Origin of the sequence: Lysinibacillus sp. UBA5994 (assembly GCF_002429725.1) — a bacterium.
Taxonomy (GTDB): Bacteria; Bacillota; Bacilli; order Bacillales_A; family Planococcaceae; genus Lysinibacillus; species Lysinibacillus capsici.
On record NZ_DJAU01000050.1, the window covers coordinates 1 to 18,784 of the forward strand.

An 18,784-nucleotide genomic window follows, 5' to 3' on the forward strand; every position below is an offset into this window, starting at 1 on the left:
GTTAGACTGGTGGTTCTGATTGTATGTGAATAAATTCGATGTGATCTACCCAGTAAGAATAAATGGATGATTCCAACAATATAGTATGGAATAAAGCATAGTGAACTAGCCTCAACATGAATACCTTTTAAAAATTAACCAGCCTAGTTATACTCCATTTTTACAACTGGTTTATGTTTTGACAAGGAGTGAAGAGCATTGAAAGAAACAATCACATTACAAGATATATTGAAAATAGTCCGAGAAAACTTTCTTTTTATCATAAGTTTTACACTTTTTGCAGCGTTGGTTACAGCCTTTATTAGCATCTTTGTGTTAAAACCTACCTATGAGGCAGAAACGCAAATTTTAGTTAATCAAAAAAATATAGAGCAACCACATTTAGGTGTACAACAGGTTGAAACAGATCTCCGACTTATTAATACGTATAACATTATCATAACAAGTTCTGCTATTTTATCTAAAGTTATAAATAAGCTAGATTTGGATGTCACACCTGAAGTTTTAATGGATCAAATTACTGTATCTAGTGCCAATAACTCACAAGTTGTCAATATTAATGTTGTAGACAAGCAAGCAGGGTTGGCTGTCGAAATTGCCAATACAATAGCAGATGTGTTTCAAGAGGAGATCCAAGTTTTAATGACGGTTGATAATGTTAATATTTTGTCAGTTGCACAATTAGATAAGGAACCTGTACCGATTGCGCCAAATAAAACCCTTTATATAGTAGCAGCCTCGTTTATTGGTTTTGTTTTAAGTGCTGCTCTCATAATCATAATAGAGAGCTTAGATACTACAATCAAGACGGAGCAAGATATTGAAGAGCTAATAGGACTACCGATTATTGGCTTGATTAGTCAAATTAGTGATGCTCACAATAAAAGCACTAGGATAAAATCTCGTAAAACGAGGAGAGGATCATAATGTTTTGGAAAAAAAAGAAAAAGAAGAAGTTAGTGAAAATGGGACGAAAACTTGTGACGATTGCAAATGACCATTCTTTTATTTCTGAACAATTTCGAACAATCCGAACAAATATTACTTTTTCAATGCCAGATAGAGAGATTAAAACAATATTAGTGACATCTGCAACACCAGGTGAAGGAAAGTCAACCAATGCAGCCAATATAGGTGTTGTTTTCGCACAAGAAGGAAAACGGGTCGTCATCGTAGATGCAGATTTACGAAAACCAACAATGCATTATACGTTTCTATTGCAAAATGCTAGAGGTCTATCAAATTTACTAACAAGACATTTTACAATTTCCGAAGTCGTCAATAATACAGATATTGCTAATCTATATGTCTTGACAAGTGGGCCTATTCCCCCCAATCCTGCAGAGTTACTAGCTTCTACCTTAATGGGGAGTGTAATTGAGGAACTAAAGAAAGAGTTTGACATCATTATTTTTGATGCGCCACCCCTATTATCTGTAACAGATGCTCAAATTTTGTCTAATAAATGTGATGGTACATTATTAATTGTGAACAGTGGAGTTGCAGAAAATGAAAGTGTGTTAAAAGCAAAGTCAAGCCTTGAAGCCTCAAAAGCAAATATTTTAGGCGTAGTATTAAATAACTATAAAATGCCACTCCATCAATATTATGAGCAATATTATCGTTAATTCAAGTATCTAGACAGGGAAGTGAAGTACAGTGATTGATATGCACAGTCATATATTATTTGATGTCGATGATGGTCCGAAAACGATTGAAGAGACACTTTGTTTATTTGAGCAGGCAGTTTTGGAGGGGATTTCAACGATTGTTTCCACTTCGCATGCTTTACATCCATTGTATAATGTCCCCTTTGATGTCGTGAATGAGCAAATTGTACAGTTACAAATGGCAATTGACCAAAGTAATATGCCGTTAAAACTTTACACGGGACAAGAGGTACGCTTGGCAGGTAACATTCTAGAATTGTATGAAAAAAAACAATTACATACATTAGCAAATTCCAATTATTTGCTGTTGGAACTTCCCTCTAATCATATTCCCAAATATACAAAGGATATCATTTACTCGTTATTAACAGCAGGCATAACACCAATTATTGCACACCCAGAGCGAAATAGAGTCATTTCAGAAAATCCAAGTCATTTGGAACAAATTATACGCGAGGGAGCACTTGCACAAATTACATCAGGGAGTTTAGCAGGATTGTTTGGCAAAACCGTCCAAAAACTTTCGCTAAATTTAGTGCGCTCGAATCTTGTCCATACATACGGTTCAGATGTGCATAACTTAAATACACGTCCTTTCTTATTTGAAAAGGGACTTAGATTTTTAGAAAAACAAAAAGGTTTGGATATGGTAGAATTTTTGCTTGAAAATAACGAACGAATCATTAATAATCTTCCATTAATTGTATATGAACCAGATGATACTTTCACAAAAAAATGGTGGAAGTTTTTTTAAAATGGGAAAGCACCTTTAAGTTGTAAGGACATAAAAGGAAGCGAAAAGTAGCTGAAGCACTAGAGACATTAAGTGTTTAAGGGGGGGCATATGAGATGCGAGTTGTTTTTATGAGGAGTAACCCTGTTTCTCCAGATCCAAGGGTTGAAAAGGAAGCACATTGCCTTGCGAAAAATAATTGGAAGGTTCACATTTTAGCTTGGGATAGAGATAAAAAATATAAAATAAAGAACCAGCTGTTAGAAGGTGAACAGGCAATTCGTATTACAAGGTTTGGTATTCCGGCAACATTTGGAGGAGGTTTGAAAAAGAACTTAGTCCCATTTATAAATTTTCAACTTAAACTTTTTCAATGGTTACTTCGCCATAAAAATACGTATGATATGATTCACGCTTGTGATTTTGATACAGCGTTAATAGGTACAATATGTGGGAAATTACTTCGTAAAAAAGTAATCTACGACGTATTTGATTCGTATACTTCACCATTTTATGGACCGGAGATTATTGGAAAGGTCATTGCTAGTCTAGATATACGCCTTATGAATAGTGTGGATGCAGTCATTATATGTACAGAAAAGCGCAAAGAACAGATTGCTAAAGCTTCACCTAAAAAAATAGAGGTCATATATAATACTCCACGTTATATAGATTCCAATGATTGCTTAGAGTTGAATCCGAAAAAAGTAAAAATAGTCTATGTAGGTATACTTACTGAAAATCGATTGATTAGTGAATTGGTTGAAGTAGTAAAAAATACGCCAAGTTATGAGCTGCATATTGGTGGATTTGGTAAGTTAGCTGATACATTGCTGCAAGCTTCGAAAATGCATGACAATATACACTTTTATGGTAAGTTACCCTATGAAAAAACAATAGAGTTAGAAAATAGTTGTGACATTATGACGGCTATTTATGATCCTACCATCTCTAACCATTATTATGCTGCACCTAATAAATTCTATGAAGCATTAATGCTTGGTAAGCCTTTGATTATGGTGAAAAATACGGGAATGTCAGAAGTAGTTGCAACAAATAATTTTGGAGAACTTATTGATTACAATAGAGAGAGTTTACAAAACGGAATTGAGAATTTGGTAAAGCGTAGAAAAGAATGGCCAGAAATTTCTCGTGAAATGAAGGCACTGTACGAAGAAGGTTACAGCTGGGCGAAAATGGAGAAACGGATAACAGATTTATACAGTAATTTATAAAAGCTATGCGGAGTGTGAGTAGCAAAGGGAGTAGCTCGTAGCCGCTATCGATCCAATTTTTATCCACAAACGTAAGAGCAATATAAAAATTTACAGTAGTATTTTTAGGGGGGGCTAATATGAAAATATTATTTGTTGCACAAAATTTTCAAATGGGTGGCATCCAAAAGGCGTTAATTAATATGCTAAAAGAAATCAGCCTCTACGAGAAATATGAGATAGATGTTTTCACATTTAGTGGAGGGGAATTAATGAACGATATTCCCTCCAATGTGAAGGTAACTACAGGGAACTTACTGTTACAACTAATTGCTACACCTTTTGCTGAAGTGAAAAAAAGAAATAACGTATGGCATATTATTTTACGCATTGTGTGTATGATAGTTGTTCGATTAATAGGTTCCCATAACTTCTATTCGATGCTTTTAAAAAAACATCGCAATAATTGTCATTATGATATCGCCATATCTTATTTTAATGATGTACCCAATCAATACTTCAATAAGGGGACCAATTTATTTGTAGATCAGTTTGTGATAGCAGATCGTAAGTTAGCATGGATTCATACAGATCCCATTAAAGCGAATTTTAATTATGAGGCTTGTGTCAAAACCTATAAAAATTTTGATCGATTGTTATGTGTTTCGGTAGCATGTAAGGAAAATTTAATAAATTTTCTTCCACAATATCAACATAAAATTCAAGTGGTTTATAATTTTTTTCCAATCGAAGAGATTAAAGAACTGGCATGTCAATATACACCGTTTCATAAAAGCGAGTTGGATTTAATATCTGTCGGGCGAATTGAAAATAGTACAAAAAGGTTCGACCTTATTCCACATCTGTGTAAGTTGTTAAAGGAAGCTTCTATAAATAATTTTCGCTGGCGCATTTTAGGGGATGGACCAGACCTACTTTCAAATCAGCAATTAGCTTTGCAACTAGGTGTAGAGGATGTAGTTGAATTTGTAGGAGAAATGAAAAATCCCTATCCATTTATAAAATGTAGTGATGTATTCGTTTTAACATCTGCCTACGAAGGCTATCCAATGGTCATTGGGGAGGCATTAATTGTACAAACGCCTGTTATTACAACGGACTTTGCCGCAGCAGGTGAACAAATTTGTAATGGTCATAACGGATTGATAACAGGCTTTAACATTCAAGACATCTTTCAAGTCATTTCTAGTGTTATGAAAAATACAGAATTACTACACAATATGAAAAATTACATAGAGGAAAATCACTACACAAACAAAAAAGCTCAAGAGCAACTTGTATTGGAGTTTGATGTACATGATAGAATCTAAGAATTTTAGTGTGCTCATTTGTATAATTTCAAGTATCTTTGTCGTATTCAAAATATATACAGGTAGTAATCTATTTCTCTGGCTCTTCTTCCTTTTAACTAGTTTGGCGATGCTGCTAGATAAGCAGCAGCATCGAATTGACTATTTATTGTTTTTTATTTCGTGGGTGTATGTCATTAAATTCGATATATCAGGATACTCACTGCTTGTTGTACTTAGTTCTTTCTATATTTTGTTAAGTATTTTGACGCTCTTTTTACAAAAGCAAGGTATTTCAAAACGACTCCTATTAACCTATTTTTTATTTGCACTTTATACGGTGGCCGTAACGATAGTTAGTGGTGGTAATCTTATTGCAGTTTTAGGCTTTGTGTTGAATTATAGTGTGCTCTTTTGTGCAATATTGACCCTCGATGATAAGGCATATTTCAGAAGGTATACGTATATCTATGCATCGGGTTTACTAGCTGCTTCAATCGTTCGATTGATTAGTTATTCTATCCCAGAAATTGATCATTTCATAGAGTCAATGACCATTGTGAATACAGTGAAGACAATGAACTCGATTAGTACAAGATTTACGGGTTTAGATTTAGATCCAAATTACTTTAGTTTGCAAGTATTAATAGCTATGGCTTGTTTATTAGTGCTTTTTAATCTGGATGGAAAAAAGGAGAAAAAGTCAATTGTATTACTCGTGATATTAGCATTTTTTGGCATACTGACATATTCCAAAATGTTTATTATTACATTAATCGTTTTCATTATGATGACATTTGTTGTATTCATTAGAAATAATGTGAAGACTGCTATTAAATTTTCGTCTTTTATCGTGATTATTTGTGGGGGTGCCCTCTATTTTTTTTACGAGAAGTTATTCGAAATTTATTGGATTCGGTTTTTTGGGTCAGGAATATCGACAGATGCCATTACCACTGGTCGAGTGAGTAGTTGGAGCCTATTTGTAAATGAAATCCTTCAAAACACGAAAGTATTTGTTTTGGGTGCAGGCTTTGGCACAAGCTTTGCGAAGGTAAAGATGGCACATACAATGTACTTATCAACTCCCTATTATATAGGTTTAATCGGAATAGTCTTGTCAGTACTATACATTTCAAGCCTCTATAAAGTACTTAGAGAGAATGTCGGAATTATGAATAGACCAGGCTTTCAAATCCTTTCAATCAACGCTATTCCTCTCTATATCATGTTAATAGCGAATATAGGACTTGATTCATTTGTCATGGATTATTTTCCATATCATATTTTATTAATTATGTTTGCACTGACTATGAGTAAAAGTAAGGGAACTACTATGAATGAGAGGTGAGGTGAGTGCCATATTTAAGCATTATTGTCCCCGTCTATAATACGGAACCTTACTTAAAAATGTGTCTTGATAGTATTCTGAGACAGGAATTCGTAGATTTTGAGTTGATATTAGTAAATGATGGCTCGACTGATAGCTGCTCGGTAATCTGCGATGAATATGCCGAATCTGATACAAGAATTACCGTCATTCATCAAGCAAATAGTGGTGCTGTCAGTGCCCGTAAAGCAGGGCTAAGGGTCGCCAAAGGACAGTATATTGGTTATGTAGATAGTGATGATTGGATTGAAGTTGATATGTATAAATCATTATGTAATACTGCCCGTGTTTTTGATGTAGATATTGTTATTTGTGACATTGTAGAAAATTATCCACTCCAAGAAGTGAAGAGACCACAGCTTGTCTCGCCTGGTTTGTACAGGAAGGATAGAATGGAAAAAGAAGTATATCCAATTATGCTATATTCGGGCGAGTATTACCGTTTTGGCTTATATCCATCTTTATCTAACAAAATATTTAAAAGAGACCTATTAGAGAAAAATCTCTTTGATGTGGATGATCAAATTTGCATGGGGGACGATGTTGCTTGTACATATCCTAGCTTACTTGATGCAGAAAGTATTTATATATTAGAAAATCAGTATCTCTACCATTACCGTCAGCATTCTTCTTCCATGACGGCTAGATATGATCAGATGTTTTTTAAAAAAATACTTGTGTTGTATGAACAATTGAAAGTTTTAAAGTACAGGAAAGCAGACCAGGTTCCTAATTTTGCTGAACAACTTCAGTATTATTTTACTTATTTAGTGATGGCAGCGGTGAATAATGAATTGAATAGATTCAACCATAAGCGTTTACATGAAAAGCGTACCTTTATTAAGAAAATGTTGATTCATGAAGCGTTTCATGGATCGTTGCATGCGATTCGGATGACAAATATGCCGCTCAAATCAAAGATCTATACTTGGTTATTAAAGAAAAAACAAATTCTTTTACTTTTCATGTTGAATAGGTTTAAACGGCGGATCAGTGATTGCAAAGGTTTAATTCCTACTTTTACTAAAAGAAAAGGTGCTTACCAGCATGAGAACTAAGAGACTAGTTTTAAATTTAATGTCTAATGTATTACTACAAGTTGTTGCAGCGGTTATTAATTTCATTTTACCTCGACTATTTATGACAACATACGGCTCTGCTACAAACGGGCTTGTTTCGTCGATTAAGCAATTTTTAAGTTATTTAAAAATAGTAGAGGCTGGGGTTGGTAATGCATCTATAGTGGCACTTTATAAGCCACTAGCCAAGGGTGATAAAGACCAAATAAATGGAATTCTTTCAGCGACTAATCGTTTTTATAGACGTTCGGGTTATGTCTTTGTTGGATTAGTCGCCATTTTGGCTATTTGTTATCCGTTATTAGTAGGAGATGAAGTGAATCCGCGAACGGCTCTTTACATGGTACTTATTTTGGGGATTAGTGGCATGTGGGAGTATTTTTTTATAGGGAAATATTTAGTTCTACTGTCGGCAGATCAAAAAAGCTATGTTATTTTTCGCATTCAAACAATGTTGCTTTTTGCGAGTGCACTATTGTCAGTTACTTTGATAGCATTTGGTTTTTCCATCGTCATTGTTGTTGCTAGTTCAAGTGCCATATTGCTACTGGATGTTCTTTTTTTAAGATTGTATGTTAAAAAGAAATATCCATATTTCAATAGTAAAAAACAAGCGAATACGTTAGCAATTAAAGATAAATGGGATGCTTTAATTCATCAAATTGCCTCGTTAGTGGTGTTTAACACGCCGTTTATTTTAATAACGATTTTTCTGGGCTTAACAGAAGTCAGTGTGTTTACAGTTTATAGTATGGTGTTTAATGCAGTCACTTTGTTTATATCCACTTTTTCAGGGGCGATATTAGCAGCTTTTGGAGACATTCTTGTCAAAGAGGATAAGGACGTTCTTCGGAAATATTTTAATCACTTTGAATATATTTTTTATGGCATCATTGCTTTTAGCTACACATGTACAGCTATTTTAATATTGCCATTTATAAAGATTTATACAGCAGGGATTGAAGATGCCAATTACATAAGGCCCTGGTTAGCAATATTGTTTGTCATTGTAGGAGTAGCGAATACAATTCGGATTCCTGCCAATACGTTAGTGAATGCTGCAGGCCATTTTAGAGAGACGAAAAATCGTGCCATTATGGAAGCATTAATCAACCTTGTAGTTTCTCTTGTTTTTGTACAGTTTTTTGGCGCAGAAGGAATATTACTGGGAGGAATTTGTTCATACGGCTATCGTACTTATGATTTAATCATTTATTCTTCTAAAAAGATTTTACAAAATTCACCTAAAGATACTGTCAAAAAAATTGTGCAAAATAGTATTTTTGCACTTACTGCAGCAATACCATTTATATTTTTTATCGAGCTCCATATTACATCTGCAGGTTCATGGCTTGTAGCCGCTATATGTATTTCCTTGTGGACGATGTTTATTTTATTAGTAGGTAATTTTATTATTGAGCCTCAAACAATGCGAGATATTTTGGTGCAATTAAAGAGAACAACTACCAATAGTAAATAATTTTATCCCTGCATTGAGTAAGGTAAGTAGCATAATTGAAAGGCAAATTGATTCCTTTGAAATGGCAGGTGAGGGTGATGAAGCGAGAAGTCAAAGAAATATATTTACTACGATACGTTGCTTGCTTAGGGATTGTGTTAATGCATAGTGTTACGTTGGCATTGAACATGTATGACATAGAAGAAGGTCCACTATTCGTAATCCTGACATCTATTCAGCTGATCTTTATGTTCGGGACACCTCTTTTTATATTTATCTCAGAGTTTGTCATTGCCTATTCCTATTCAGATCGTTTGCCGAAAAAGTTTTATGTAAAACGTTATAAATATATGTTAACGCCATTTCTTTTTATTGGACTACTTGATGCCGTTCTTAAATCAATTGAATCGCCTTCTATTGAATTTGCTAAAAAACTACTACTAAATTATTTGGAAGGTGATTTCCATGGTTATTTTATCGTGATCATTTTTCAGTTTTATATCATTCATCCATTTTTTGTGAAATTTATTGCCTCAAGATACCCTGCCTATAAAGTAATAATGACTGCTTTTATCATTAATTTTGGTTACTTAGCCTTTTTTAATTTTTTGGATCCATTTAAGTATTTTCCTGATTTAGCGTATACTAGTTTACAATGGGATTTTTTTAATAAGATGCCATTTCCTGCGTGGATTGCTTATTTTGCAGTAGCTTATTACTGTGGAAAAAATTATGATAAATTTCTATCGTGGTTACAGCGTTTTCGTTTTCTGTTACTAGCAGTATTACTAATCACAGTAAGTCTTTTGCTAACCACTCAATTATCAGGTATTATTACGGAAGTTCATTCAAAGAGAATAGACGTTATCCTTTATACATTCAGTGTAGCTTTTCTGTTATTTTTCATCGCGAGTAACAGAAGAAAAATGCCGGAATTTATCATTTTTATTAGTCGTTATTCCTTCGGTATATATTTATTACATCCCCTAGTTAATAGCCTACTTAAAATTTTTTTAACGAATTTTATCGAAACATTAAGTGTATTTTCTGTCATTGCCATTTCATTTATTGTCAGTCTCAGTTGCTCCATTTGTATAACATATATAATGAGTAAATGGAAATTAGGTGCTTTTTTTATAGGGCAACTCAATACCAATGGGGACTCCTCTAATAAAAAAGATGCACAATTTCCCATCCAGAAATCCTAAATAAACGGGTATTTAAACGTGTAAATGTGGTAAGGCTTGCGTTTTACTTTGCGATTGCCAAAGCAAAGATGGTAAACTAAAAGATGTTATTTAGAGAAAGTGTGGTCTTGCATAATGAAAGTTCTATTTATTGGTGATATTGTTGGTTCAATTGGTCGAGATGCGGTGGAAAAATATTTACCTCGCTTAAAAAAGAAGTATAATCCAGATGTTGTGATTGCAAATGGGGAAAATGCTGCGGCAGGACGAGGGATTACTCGTAATATTTATAATAGCTTGCTACAAATGGGTGTAGATGTTATTACGATGGGGAATCATACATGGGACAATAAAGATATTTTTGATTTTATTGATGACGCGGATTACTTAATCCGTCCGGCAAACTTTTCAAGTGAAGCACCTGGTAAAGGTATGGTTCAGATTTCTAAAAATGGCGTGACATTATCTGTCATTAATTTACATGGTCGCGTATTTTTACCGCCACATGAGGATCCGTTTGCAATGGCAGATCAATTGATTGCAGAGGCTCGACAAATATCTCCACTTGTCTTCGTGGATTTTCATGCTGAAGCGACTAGTGAAAAAATCGCTCTTGGTTGGCATTTAGATGGAAAGGCTTCAGCGGTTGTTGGGACACATACACATGTGCAAACAGCAGATGCAAGAATCTACCCACAAGGTACGGCGTATATCACGGATGTTGGTATGACAGGGCCGTACGATGAAATTTTAGGTATGACGAAGGAAAGTGTCATCTATAAATTCCAAACAAACATGCCATCTCGTTTTGAAGTTCCGAAAAAAGGGCGAGAGGTTTTGAGTGGTTTCTTTGTAGAGATGGATGATCGAACAGGAAAAGCTATTGCCTGTGAACGCATTTATATAAATGAAGACTATCCATTTCAAGGGTAGATAAGTCGAAGAATGTTTTTTTACGTTTCTTTTACGGGGATATAGGTTTCTTTGTCAAACTAGTCTATTTCCGTTTTGCGGAGCATAAAATGTGCTACGGACAATAACTTAAGGTCCAAAAAGGGGGACATGAGTTGTTGAGCGTAAACACTATTCGCGAAACGGGGAGGAATAATTGTGGATTCATTAAAAGTATCATCACGCTCTAATCCAAATTCAGTTGCAGGTGCATTAGTCGCGGTAATCAGAGAAAAAGGGCAGGCAGAAATGCAAGCAGTTGGGGCAGGTGCACTTAACCAAGCCGTGAAAGCAGTGGCCATTGCACGCGGATTTGTAGCGCCAAGTGGCACAGATTTAATTTGCGCGCCGGCGTTTGCCGATATTTTGATTGCTGGAGAAGAACGAACAGCATTAAAGCTGCTAGTGGAAAAACGTATTCGATAAAAAAGTAATGAAGTAAAATGCTCTGTCACATAATATGGTGGCGGAGCATTTTTTCGTTTTCCTGTTTTACATATGATAGATGTCACTTGAAATAGGGGCGTGATTTTGCTTAGATTTGAAAATTACAACTTTATGAACAGGATTTTCAGTCAAAGGTCTGATTTTCGCCTAAATCGTGGAGAAACAATAGTCCAGACGGTTTCTTCGTGTTAAACTTATGAAGGAAAAATAATAGTACACATTGGATTTAAGGAGTTGTTGACATGTTACATCAGCTTTCATGGAAAGTCGGTGGGCAACAGGGTGAAGGGATTGAGAGTACAGGTGAGATTTTCTCAATGGCAATGAATCGTCTAGGTTATTTCCTATACGGTTATCGTCACTTCTCTTCTCGAATTAAAGGTGGCCATACGAATAATAAAATTACAGTTCGTCCAACAGAAGTACGTTCAATTGCGGATGATTTAGATATTTTAGTGGCATTCGATCAAGAAACAATTGATGTCAATTATAAAGAGCTTACAGAAAAGGGTATTATTTTAGCCGATGCAAAATTTGATCCTGTTAAACCAGAGGATTCAAAAGCACCATTATTTGCAGTACCGTTTACAGAAGTAGCAGCAGAGCTTGGTACTTCCTTAATGAAAAACATGGTGGCTATCGGCGCAACTGCATCATTGCTAAACCTAGAAGACGCAGTATTCCAAAATGTTGTCGATGATATTTTTGGTAAAAAGGGCGAAGAAGTCGTACAAAAAAATATGGAAGCCATTACACGTGGTCGTCAAATTATGAATGAGCTGTTAGTTGATCGTATAGGCGAATGGGAGCTTGCACCTGCAGATGGTAAACGTCGCATGTTTATGATTGGGAACGATGCGATAGCACTTGGTGCATTAGCTGCTGGGACACGCTTTATGGCAGCATACCCAATTACACCAGCGTCTGAAATTATGGAATACTTGATTAAAAAATTACCGAAATTCGGTGGAACGGTCATCCAAACGGAAGATGAGATTGCAGCAGCAACAATGGCTATTGGCGCTAACTTTGGCGGTGTACGTTCCTTTACCGCTTCTGCTGGTCCTGGTCTTTCATTAATGATGGAAGCAATTGGTCTTTCAGGTATGACAGAGCAACCTTTAGTAGTAGTTGATACACAACGTGGAGGCCCTTCAACTGGGTTACCAACTAAGCAAGAACAATCTGATTTGATGGCTATGCTTTACGGTACTCATGGAGAAATTCCTAAAGTAGTCATTGCACCTTCTACAATGGAGGAAGCTTTCTTTGATACGATCCAAGCATTTAACATTGCAGAGGAATTACAATTACCAGTAATCTTAATGACAGATCTACAATTATCTCTAGGTAAACAATCTGTTGAGCCATTTGATTATAATAAAATTGAAATTCGTCGCGGTAAAATTGTGATGGATGATCTTGAGGAAGCGGCAGATAAAGCCTACTTCAAGCGTTACGAAGATACAGAAGATGGCATTTCACCTCGTGTCTTACCAGGTACATTGCATGGTATTCATCACGTTACAGGTGTTGAACATGATGAAACAGGGAAGCCATCTGAGGCAACGGGTAATCGCCAAACTCAGATGAATAAACGCTTCCGCAAATTAGAGAGCTTGAAATTTGATAACCCAGTCTTTGTCAATGCACCACATGAGGAAGCCGAGATTTTATTAGTAGGCTTTAACTCAACAAGAGGAGCTATTGAAGAAGTGCAAGAACGACTGAATGCACAAGGAATGAAAGTGAATCATGCCCATATTCGTTTAATTCACCCATTCCCATCTGCAGAAATAGCACCTCTTGTTGCACAAGCGAAAAAGGTGATCGTTGTAGAAAATAACTATACAGGTCAATTAGCTAATATTATGAAGATGAATGTTGGTGGTCACGATAAAATCGCGACAATCACTAAATATAATGGTACACCATTCTTGCCTGGTGAATTAGAAAATCGTGTGAAGGAGTTGACTCGCTAATGGCAACATTTAAGGATTTTCGTAATACAGTGAAACCAAACTGGTGCCCAGGCTGTGGAGACTTCTCAGTACAAGCAGCTATTCAACGTGCTGCTGCAAATGTCGGCATAGAACCAAATGAACTTGCTGTCATTTCAGGAATTGGATGTTCAGGTCGAATTTCAGGGTATATCAATTCTTATGGATTCCATGGTATTCATGGTCGTGCACTTCCGATTGCACAGGGTTTGAAAATGGCTAATCGTGATTTACATGTTATCGCTTCTGGTGGTGATGGTGATGGATTTGCTATTGGTATGGGGCATACAATTCATGCCATCCGCCGTAATATTGATATAACTTATATTGTAATGGATAACCAAATTTATGGTTTAACAAAAGGTCAAACATCTCCACGTTCAGCTGCTGGATTTATTACAAAATCTACACCAGGTGGAGCGATTGAGCCATCATTGAAACCATTAGAGGTAGCGTTAACAAGTGGTGCAACATTTGTGGCGCAGGGCTTCTCTACAGATATTAAAGAATTAACAGCACTAATTGAAGCTGGTATTAACCATAAAGGTTTCTCATTTATCAATGTCTTTTCACCTTGTGTAACGTATAACAAAGTGAACACATATGATTGGTTTAAAGAAAATTTAACAAAATTAGCAGATGTTGAAGGTTATGATCACTCAGATCGTGGTATGGCAATGCGTACAGTGATGGAACACGAGGGGTTAGTAACAGGCATTATTTATCATGATACGGAAACAACGTCGTATCAAGAAAAAGTACCTGGCTACTCTGAATTACCATTAACAGATATCGATATCAAAATGAGCGAAAATGATTTTAATGATTTAGTAAAAGAATTTATGTAAAATTGATAGGATCGAAGCATTTGGAATGAAGTCATTCCAAATGCTTTTTTTATGCTTTAGTAATCGATCGCAAGTAAGTAATTGTTATGGAATCCTTATAAAATCCTTATATTTATTTTTTACACTAAGGTCATCGAAAGGATGATGCCTAATTATGAAAGATTTGATATTGAAAACAAACAATCTGAATAAAGCGTTTAAAGGACAAAACATTGTAGATAATTTATCGTTAGAAATTAAACGTAATTCAGTTTATGGCTTACTTGGACCTAACGGAGCGGGAAAATCTACAACCTTAAAGATGATAACGGGCATGCTACGACCTAATGCTGGAGATATCATTTTTAATGGACATCTATGGTCAAGAAAAGATTTGCAGGATATCGGGGTCTTAATTGAAACACCACCCTTGTATGATAATTTAACAGCTAAAGAGAATCTAAAAGTTCGAACGATAGCGTTAGGCATACCACAAAGTCGGATTGACGAAGTATTGGAGATTGTAGATTTAACGAATACGGGGAAAAAACGAGCAGGTCAGTTTTCTTTAGGGATGAAGCAACGATTAGGTATAGCAATTGCGCTGTTAAACAAACCGAAACTGTTAATTTTAGATGAGCCGACAAATGGTTTGGATCCAATCGGTATACAAGAGCTTCGTAAGCTCATTCGCTCCTTGCCAGAACAAGGTATCACTGTTATATTGTCTAGTCATATTTTGCATGAGGTAGAACAAGTTGTGGATGATATTGGCATTATTGCTGGTGGCAAGCTTGGCTATCAGGGACCAGCTCCACAAGGTCATGAATTAGAGTCACTCTTCATGCAGGTTGTTACTGCCAACAGAAAGGTAGGTCATTAGTATGTTAGCCATCATGAAAGCAGAACAATTAAAATGGAAGCGAACTTTTATTCCCAAACTACTGTGGCTTACGCCACTTATAACCTTACTTATAGGCGCTGTACTGATGGGAGGTGAATATTTTCAAACAGGAGCTTATAACTGGTGGTATACGATGCTTCTGCCAGGTGCACTGACGATTTGCTGTGCCTTAGTGATCGAAAAAGATAAGAAGTTGAAATACCATAGTATACTTGCACTACCACTTGGCCTCAAAAAGGTTTGGTTGGGAAAAATACTTTCATCAGGTGTATGGCTTTTCATTATCACTATTATGTTCTTTGGAGGAATTACAGTAGGGGGATGGCTATTTGATCATAGCTTACCAATAACAAGCAGCTTATTAAGTTCTCTAATTATTTTCGTAACGTTTTTGTGGCAAATTCCCTTATGTCTTTTTCTGGCAGCTAAATTAGGAACCTATTTGGCTATTTTGCTCAATGTAGTTGCCAATATCGTAGGGATTGTAGTATTTGCTGATGGAGAGCTATGGTATTGCTATCCTTTTGCAATAGGTGCACGTCTATTATGCTCAACTCTCGGTATATTACCAAATGGTCTACCAGTACCTGAGGGTAGTTCTTTACTCAATAACGATGTTATATTTCCTGGATTATTGATAACGATCACTTGGTTTATCATAATCACTTCACTCACGACAAAGTGGTTTCAAAAAAGGGAGGCCAAATAGCAAATGGACATGTTACGATTATTGAGAGCAGAAAGTCTTAAAACAAGACGAACTCCATTACTACTTACACATCTACTTGTCCCCATTGCTATTTCTGGATTGTTTTTAGCTTACTATTCCTATTCACCATGGGATTTTCACGGAAAAGTAACTGCCTATTTTCAAGGCCTAGCGTGTGGACTACCTATGATTATAGGATTAGTATGTGCAATGGCATCCGATCAGGAGGCGAAGGCAGGTCATTATCAAAGCATGCTAGTCTCAACAAAAATAAAAATAAAGGCATACTTGAGTAAGCTTATATTATTATTGATGTATAGCTTTGGAGCCATCTTTATGTCTGTAGCTATTTTTAGTATGGGCTTTAGAGAATTATTACATGAAGTAGATTTTGACTATTTATTTTATAGTGTTGCTGCCTGTATTTTATTCAGCAGTCATATTATTTTTTATATTTTACATTTATTTGTAAGCTTCCAATTTGGAAAAGGTGCTTCGATTGGTTTAGGCATTGTAGAAGCCCTGCTGGTCGCTTTGTTGCTTACTGGTTTAGGTGATGCTATTTGGCCCTTTTTACCGTATGGATGGAGCGGTCACTTTGTTTCTTTATGGATTTTAACTTCGGCGGGCACAAATTTAACATTGCTCGAAGGAAGTATCCAAACTAGTATAATATGGTGCTTAGCTGGAAGCATACTGGCTTTTGCATTATCTTGCCTATGGTTTTGGAGATGGGAAGGTAGAGCAGCTGAATAGTAGGAATGGATGGTTGAGGATAAATTATGGCAAATATATTAGTAGTTGATGATGAAATTGATATTTTAATGCTGGTTAAAAATGCACTACATAAAGATAATCATTTAGTAAATATTGTGTTTAATTCGACAGAGGTAGAGAAGATGGATCTAGGCTTCTTTGATCTAATCTTACTTGATGTGATGATGCCTGCTATTGATGGCTTTACGCTATGTAGGCAAATTCGCCATGCGGTAGATTGTCCGATTCTTTTTCTTACCGCTAAAACCTTAGAGGAAGATATTATGTTTGGTCTTGGCTTAGGTGCAGATGACTATTTAATCAAACCTTTTAGTATTGGCGAACTACGGGCAAGGGTAAATGCTCATATTCGACGTGAAAATAGAGAGAAACGGAATGTTCTTTATCATGGTAAAGTTCATTTTAATCTTTCTGGTAAAGAACTATTTGTTCAAAATGAGAGGATTCCGTTAACCAAAAGTGAGTATGAAATATGTGAATTTTTAGCGCGTCATCGCGGGCAAGTTTTTTCTAAAGAACAAATATACGAAACGATTTTTGGATTTGATGGCAAAAGTGACAGTACAGCGATAACAGAGCATATTAAAAATATTCGTTCAAAGCTGCATGCATTTGATATAGAAGTCATTGATACGGTTTGGGGGATTGGCTATAAGTGGAAACCGTAAAACCGAGGAAAGGAACACGTCTGCATACATTTTTTCTGAGATATTTATTTTTTCTGTGCATTGGCATCATTCTTTTAGTGGCACTATTAATAGGTCTATTTATGTTTGCCTTTTCAGCTAATATTATTTTACCTGCAAATTATGCAGAGGCACAAATCACGTTAGCAAAAGATCGAATTGCTACAAGCAGCTCGGTAACGGATGCGATGATCCCTGACCTTGTAGAATATGCAGTGGTTTCAAACCAGGGAGAGTTTATTTCAGGCAATTTAACTAAAGAAGAGGCTTCCTATGCATGGCAGTTAAAACAAAAAGGAGAAAAGCAGGGAAGTTCTCGATTTTATGCATTTATTGAGCGCGAACAGGAAGTATGTATTTTACGCTATAGTTTAGTACCTGAGTATCGCTCTGCTATCATAAGAAATTATTTACCTAATCCGCAATTAACAGTTTTATTAGTTTTTATTATTGGAGTTGTTGTACAAGCAGCGGTACTTGCTGTTCATTTTGGCAGAAGACTAAAACAAAAAATGATGGGCTTACAAGAAGCTATTGAAAAAATACAACATCAAAATTTGGCATTTCATTTACAACCGTCTGGAATCCAAGAAATTGATGATATTGCTCTTTCTTTTGAACAAATGAAGGAAGCATTAAATACTTCTTTGACACAGCAATGGCGGGCAGAAAGATTGCGCAGAGAACAAATATCAGCACTGGCACATGACCTGAAAACACCATTGACGATTATTCGGGGAAATGCCGAACTTTTATTGGACACCGCCCAAGATGAAATGCAAAAAGAATTTAACCATTATATATTAAAAAATACGGTTGAAATTGAAAAGTTCACAAAGCAATTAATGGATCTTTCGAATGTGGAGCAAGGTATTGTCACCTCAAAATCAAATGTCGCCATGCATTCTTTTATTCAACAGGTCGAACAACAAATGAAAGCTCTTGCTTTAGAAAAAAATCTTGAAGTTAGTGTAGAAATGGTCAGGCTACCTACTTCCATTATGATAGAGGAAGAGCTTTTTTATCGGGCTCTATTAAATGTGATTGTCAATGCAGTTGAGCACACACCAAATAACGGCAAAGTCACTTTATCTGTTGAAGGAAAGGGGGATGTTATTCATTTTACTGTGAAAGATAGTGGTACTGGTTTTTCAGCAAAAGATTTAAAAGAGGCTACCAAACAATTTTATCGTGGAGACCCAAGTAGAAATACAACAGATCATCATGGTATGGGCCTTTATATTGCAGAGTCAGTTATTAAAAAGCATGATGGGGTAATAACACTCGCTAATGATTCGATAACGGGTGGAGGAAAAGTGACAGTCACTATTCCTGTTATGAGGATGGAGTAACAGTTTATTTTTTCCAATTTACTGCGGGTAGAAATCAAAGTCATTGCTCTAATGAAGTCCTTCATGTTACCCTAGTAATAAATTTAGTC

Annotated in this window: 18 protein-coding genes; all 18 read left to right on the forward strand. The window is 35.8% G+C overall.

Annotated features, from left to right (window positions below; all coding sequences use genetic code 11):
• The first annotated feature begins 198 nt into the window (after positions 1-198).
• The 18 genes from B3D98_RS15020 to B3D98_RS15105 all read left to right on the forward strand — a co-directional run bounded on the left by B3D98_RS15020 (position 199) and on the right by B3D98_RS15105 (position 18,695).
• Complete coding sequence (locus tag B3D98_RS15020) at positions 199-927, forward strand: YveK family protein (protein WP_115673176.1); 729 nt, start codon at positions 199-201, stop codon at positions 925-927.
• Positions 927-1,628 (forward strand): CpsD/CapB family tyrosine-protein kinase, encoded by a 702-nt coding sequence (locus tag B3D98_RS15025; RefSeq protein WP_288583945.1) that lies wholly within the window; start codon positions 927-929, stop codon positions 1,626-1,628. Before B3D98_RS15020 ends, B3D98_RS15025 begins: the two co-directional genes overlap by 1 nt.
• 40 nt (positions 1,629-1,668) lie before the next feature.
• Positions 1,669-2,424, forward strand: coding sequence for a tyrosine-protein phosphatase (locus B3D98_RS15030; RefSeq protein WP_288584079.1), 756 nt, complete (start codon positions 1,669-1,671; stop codon positions 2,422-2,424).
• A 95-nt stretch (positions 2,425-2,519) separates the two neighbouring features.
• Positions 2,520-3,638, forward strand: a complete 1,119-nt coding sequence (locus B3D98_RS15035; protein WP_054550539.1) for a glycosyltransferase family 4 protein — start codon at positions 2,520-2,522, stop codon at positions 3,636-3,638.
• Between the two features lie 119 nt (positions 3,639-3,757).
• Entirely contained in the window at positions 3,758-4,948 is a 1,191-nt protein-coding gene (locus B3D98_RS15040) for a glycosyltransferase (protein WP_279494240.1), read from the forward strand.
• Complete coding sequence (locus tag B3D98_RS15045) at positions 4,935-6,278, forward strand: hypothetical protein (RefSeq protein ID WP_269898912.1); 1,344 nt, start codon at positions 4,935-4,937, stop codon at positions 6,276-6,278. Before B3D98_RS15040 ends, B3D98_RS15045 begins: the two co-directional genes overlap by 14 nt.
• Positions 6,279-6,283: 5 nt before the next feature.
• Entirely contained in the window at positions 6,284-7,375 is a 1,092-nt protein-coding gene (locus B3D98_RS15050; protein WP_054550542.1) for a glycosyltransferase, read from the forward strand.
• Positions 7,365-8,876, forward strand: coding sequence for a lipopolysaccharide biosynthesis protein (locus B3D98_RS15055; protein WP_269898911.1), 1,512 nt, complete (start codon positions 7,365-7,367; stop codon positions 8,874-8,876). The genes B3D98_RS15050 and B3D98_RS15055 overlap by 11 nt, the downstream gene beginning before the upstream one ends.
• 77 nt (positions 8,877-8,953) lie before the next feature.
• Positions 8,954-10,063: an acyltransferase family protein gene (locus tag B3D98_RS15060; RefSeq protein ID WP_066036556.1), complete on the forward strand. Its 1,110-nt coding sequence runs from the start codon at positions 8,954-8,956 to the stop codon at positions 10,061-10,063.
• 114 nt (positions 10,064-10,177) lie between these two features.
• A complete protein-coding gene (locus B3D98_RS15065; RefSeq protein ID WP_048391507.1) occupies positions 10,178-10,975 on the forward strand; it encodes a TIGR00282 family metallophosphoesterase in 798 nt (265 codons plus the stop codon).
• A gap of 177 nt (positions 10,976-11,152) precedes the next feature.
• Positions 11,153-11,419 carry a stage V sporulation protein S gene (locus B3D98_RS15070; RefSeq protein WP_004224903.1) on the forward strand — a complete coding sequence of 89 codons (267 nt, stop codon included), beginning with the start codon at positions 11,153-11,155 and terminating at the stop codon, positions 11,417-11,419.
• 263 nt (positions 11,420-11,682) lie between these two features.
• The gene (locus tag B3D98_RS15075) at positions 11,683-13,422 is read left to right on the forward strand and encodes a 2-oxoacid:acceptor oxidoreductase subunit alpha (protein ID WP_288583958.1); all 1,740 of its coding nucleotides are present in this window, start codon (positions 11,683-11,685) and stop codon (positions 13,420-13,422) included.
• A complete protein-coding gene (locus B3D98_RS15080; RefSeq protein WP_004224896.1) occupies positions 13,422-14,288 on the forward strand; it encodes a 2-oxoacid:ferredoxin oxidoreductase subunit beta in 867 nt (288 codons plus the stop codon). The genes B3D98_RS15075 and B3D98_RS15080 overlap by 1 nt, the downstream gene beginning before the upstream one ends.
• Before the next feature lie 154 nt (positions 14,289-14,442).
• On the forward strand, positions 14,443-15,150 hold the full coding sequence (locus B3D98_RS15085) for a lantibiotic protection ABC transporter ATP-binding protein (protein ID WP_279494250.1): 708 nt from the start codon (positions 14,443-14,445) through the stop codon (positions 15,148-15,150).
• 1 nt (position 15,151) lies between these two features.
• The gene (locus tag B3D98_RS15090) at positions 15,152-15,880 is read left to right on the forward strand and encodes a lantibiotic immunity ABC transporter MutE/EpiE family permease subunit (protein ID WP_288583984.1); all 729 of its coding nucleotides are present in this window, start codon (positions 15,152-15,154) and stop codon (positions 15,878-15,880) included.
• Between the two features lie 3 nt (positions 15,881-15,883).
• Positions 15,884-16,636: a lantibiotic immunity ABC transporter MutG family permease subunit gene (locus B3D98_RS15095; RefSeq protein WP_202341638.1), complete on the forward strand. Its 753-nt coding sequence runs from the start codon at positions 15,884-15,886 to the stop codon at positions 16,634-16,636.
• A gap of 26 nt (positions 16,637-16,662) precedes the next feature.
• The gene (locus tag B3D98_RS15100) at positions 16,663-17,325 is read left to right on the forward strand and encodes a response regulator transcription factor (protein ID WP_004224888.1); all 663 of its coding nucleotides are present in this window, start codon (positions 16,663-16,665) and stop codon (positions 17,323-17,325) included.
• Positions 17,313-18,695 (forward strand): sensor histidine kinase, encoded by a 1,383-nt coding sequence (locus B3D98_RS15105; RefSeq protein ID WP_279494252.1) that lies wholly within the window; start codon positions 17,313-17,315, stop codon positions 18,693-18,695. Before B3D98_RS15100 ends, B3D98_RS15105 begins: the two co-directional genes overlap by 13 nt.
• Positions 18,696-18,784: the final 89 nt, after the last annotated feature.

Coding starts and splice junctions, on each gene's coding strand:
- B3D98_RS15025 (WP_288583945.1), top strand. CDS start 927: ATGTTTTGGAAAAAAAAGAAAAAGAAGAAGTTAGTGAAAATGGGACGA.
- B3D98_RS15030 (WP_288584079.1), top strand. CDS start 1,669: ATGCACAGTCATATATTATTTGATGTCGATGATGGTCCGAAAACGATT.
- B3D98_RS15035 (WP_054550539.1), top strand. CDS start 2,520: ATGCGAGTTGTTTTTATGAGGAGTAACCCTGTTTCTCCAGATCCAAGG.
- B3D98_RS15040 (WP_279494240.1), top strand. CDS start 3,758: ATGAAAATATTATTTGTTGCACAAAATTTTCAAATGGGTGGCATCCAA.
- B3D98_RS15045 (WP_269898912.1), top strand. CDS start 4,935: ATGATAGAATCTAAGAATTTTAGTGTGCTCATTTGTATAATTTCAAGT.
- B3D98_RS15055 (WP_269898911.1), top strand. CDS start 7,365: ATGAGAACTAAGAGACTAGTTTTAAATTTAATGTCTAATGTATTACTA.
- B3D98_RS15060 (WP_066036556.1), top strand. CDS start 8,954: ATGAAGCGAGAAGTCAAAGAAATATATTTACTACGATACGTTGCTTGC.
- B3D98_RS15065 (WP_048391507.1), top strand. CDS start 10,178: ATGAAAGTTCTATTTATTGGTGATATTGTTGGTTCAATTGGTCGAGAT.
- B3D98_RS15075 (WP_288583958.1), top strand. CDS start 11,683: ATGTTACATCAGCTTTCATGGAAAGTCGGTGGGCAACAGGGTGAAGGG.
- B3D98_RS15080 (WP_004224896.1), top strand. CDS start 13,422: ATGGCAACATTTAAGGATTTTCGTAATACAGTGAAACCAAACTGGTGC.
- B3D98_RS15085 (WP_279494250.1), top strand. CDS start 14,443: ATGAAAGATTTGATATTGAAAACAAACAATCTGAATAAAGCGTTTAAA.
- B3D98_RS15090 (WP_288583984.1), top strand. CDS start 15,152: ATGTTAGCCATCATGAAAGCAGAACAATTAAAATGGAAGCGAACTTTT.
- B3D98_RS15095 (WP_202341638.1), top strand. CDS start 15,884: ATGGACATGTTACGATTATTGAGAGCAGAAAGTCTTAAAACAAGACGA.
- B3D98_RS15100 (WP_004224888.1), top strand. CDS start 16,663: ATGGCAAATATATTAGTAGTTGATGATGAAATTGATATTTTAATGCTG.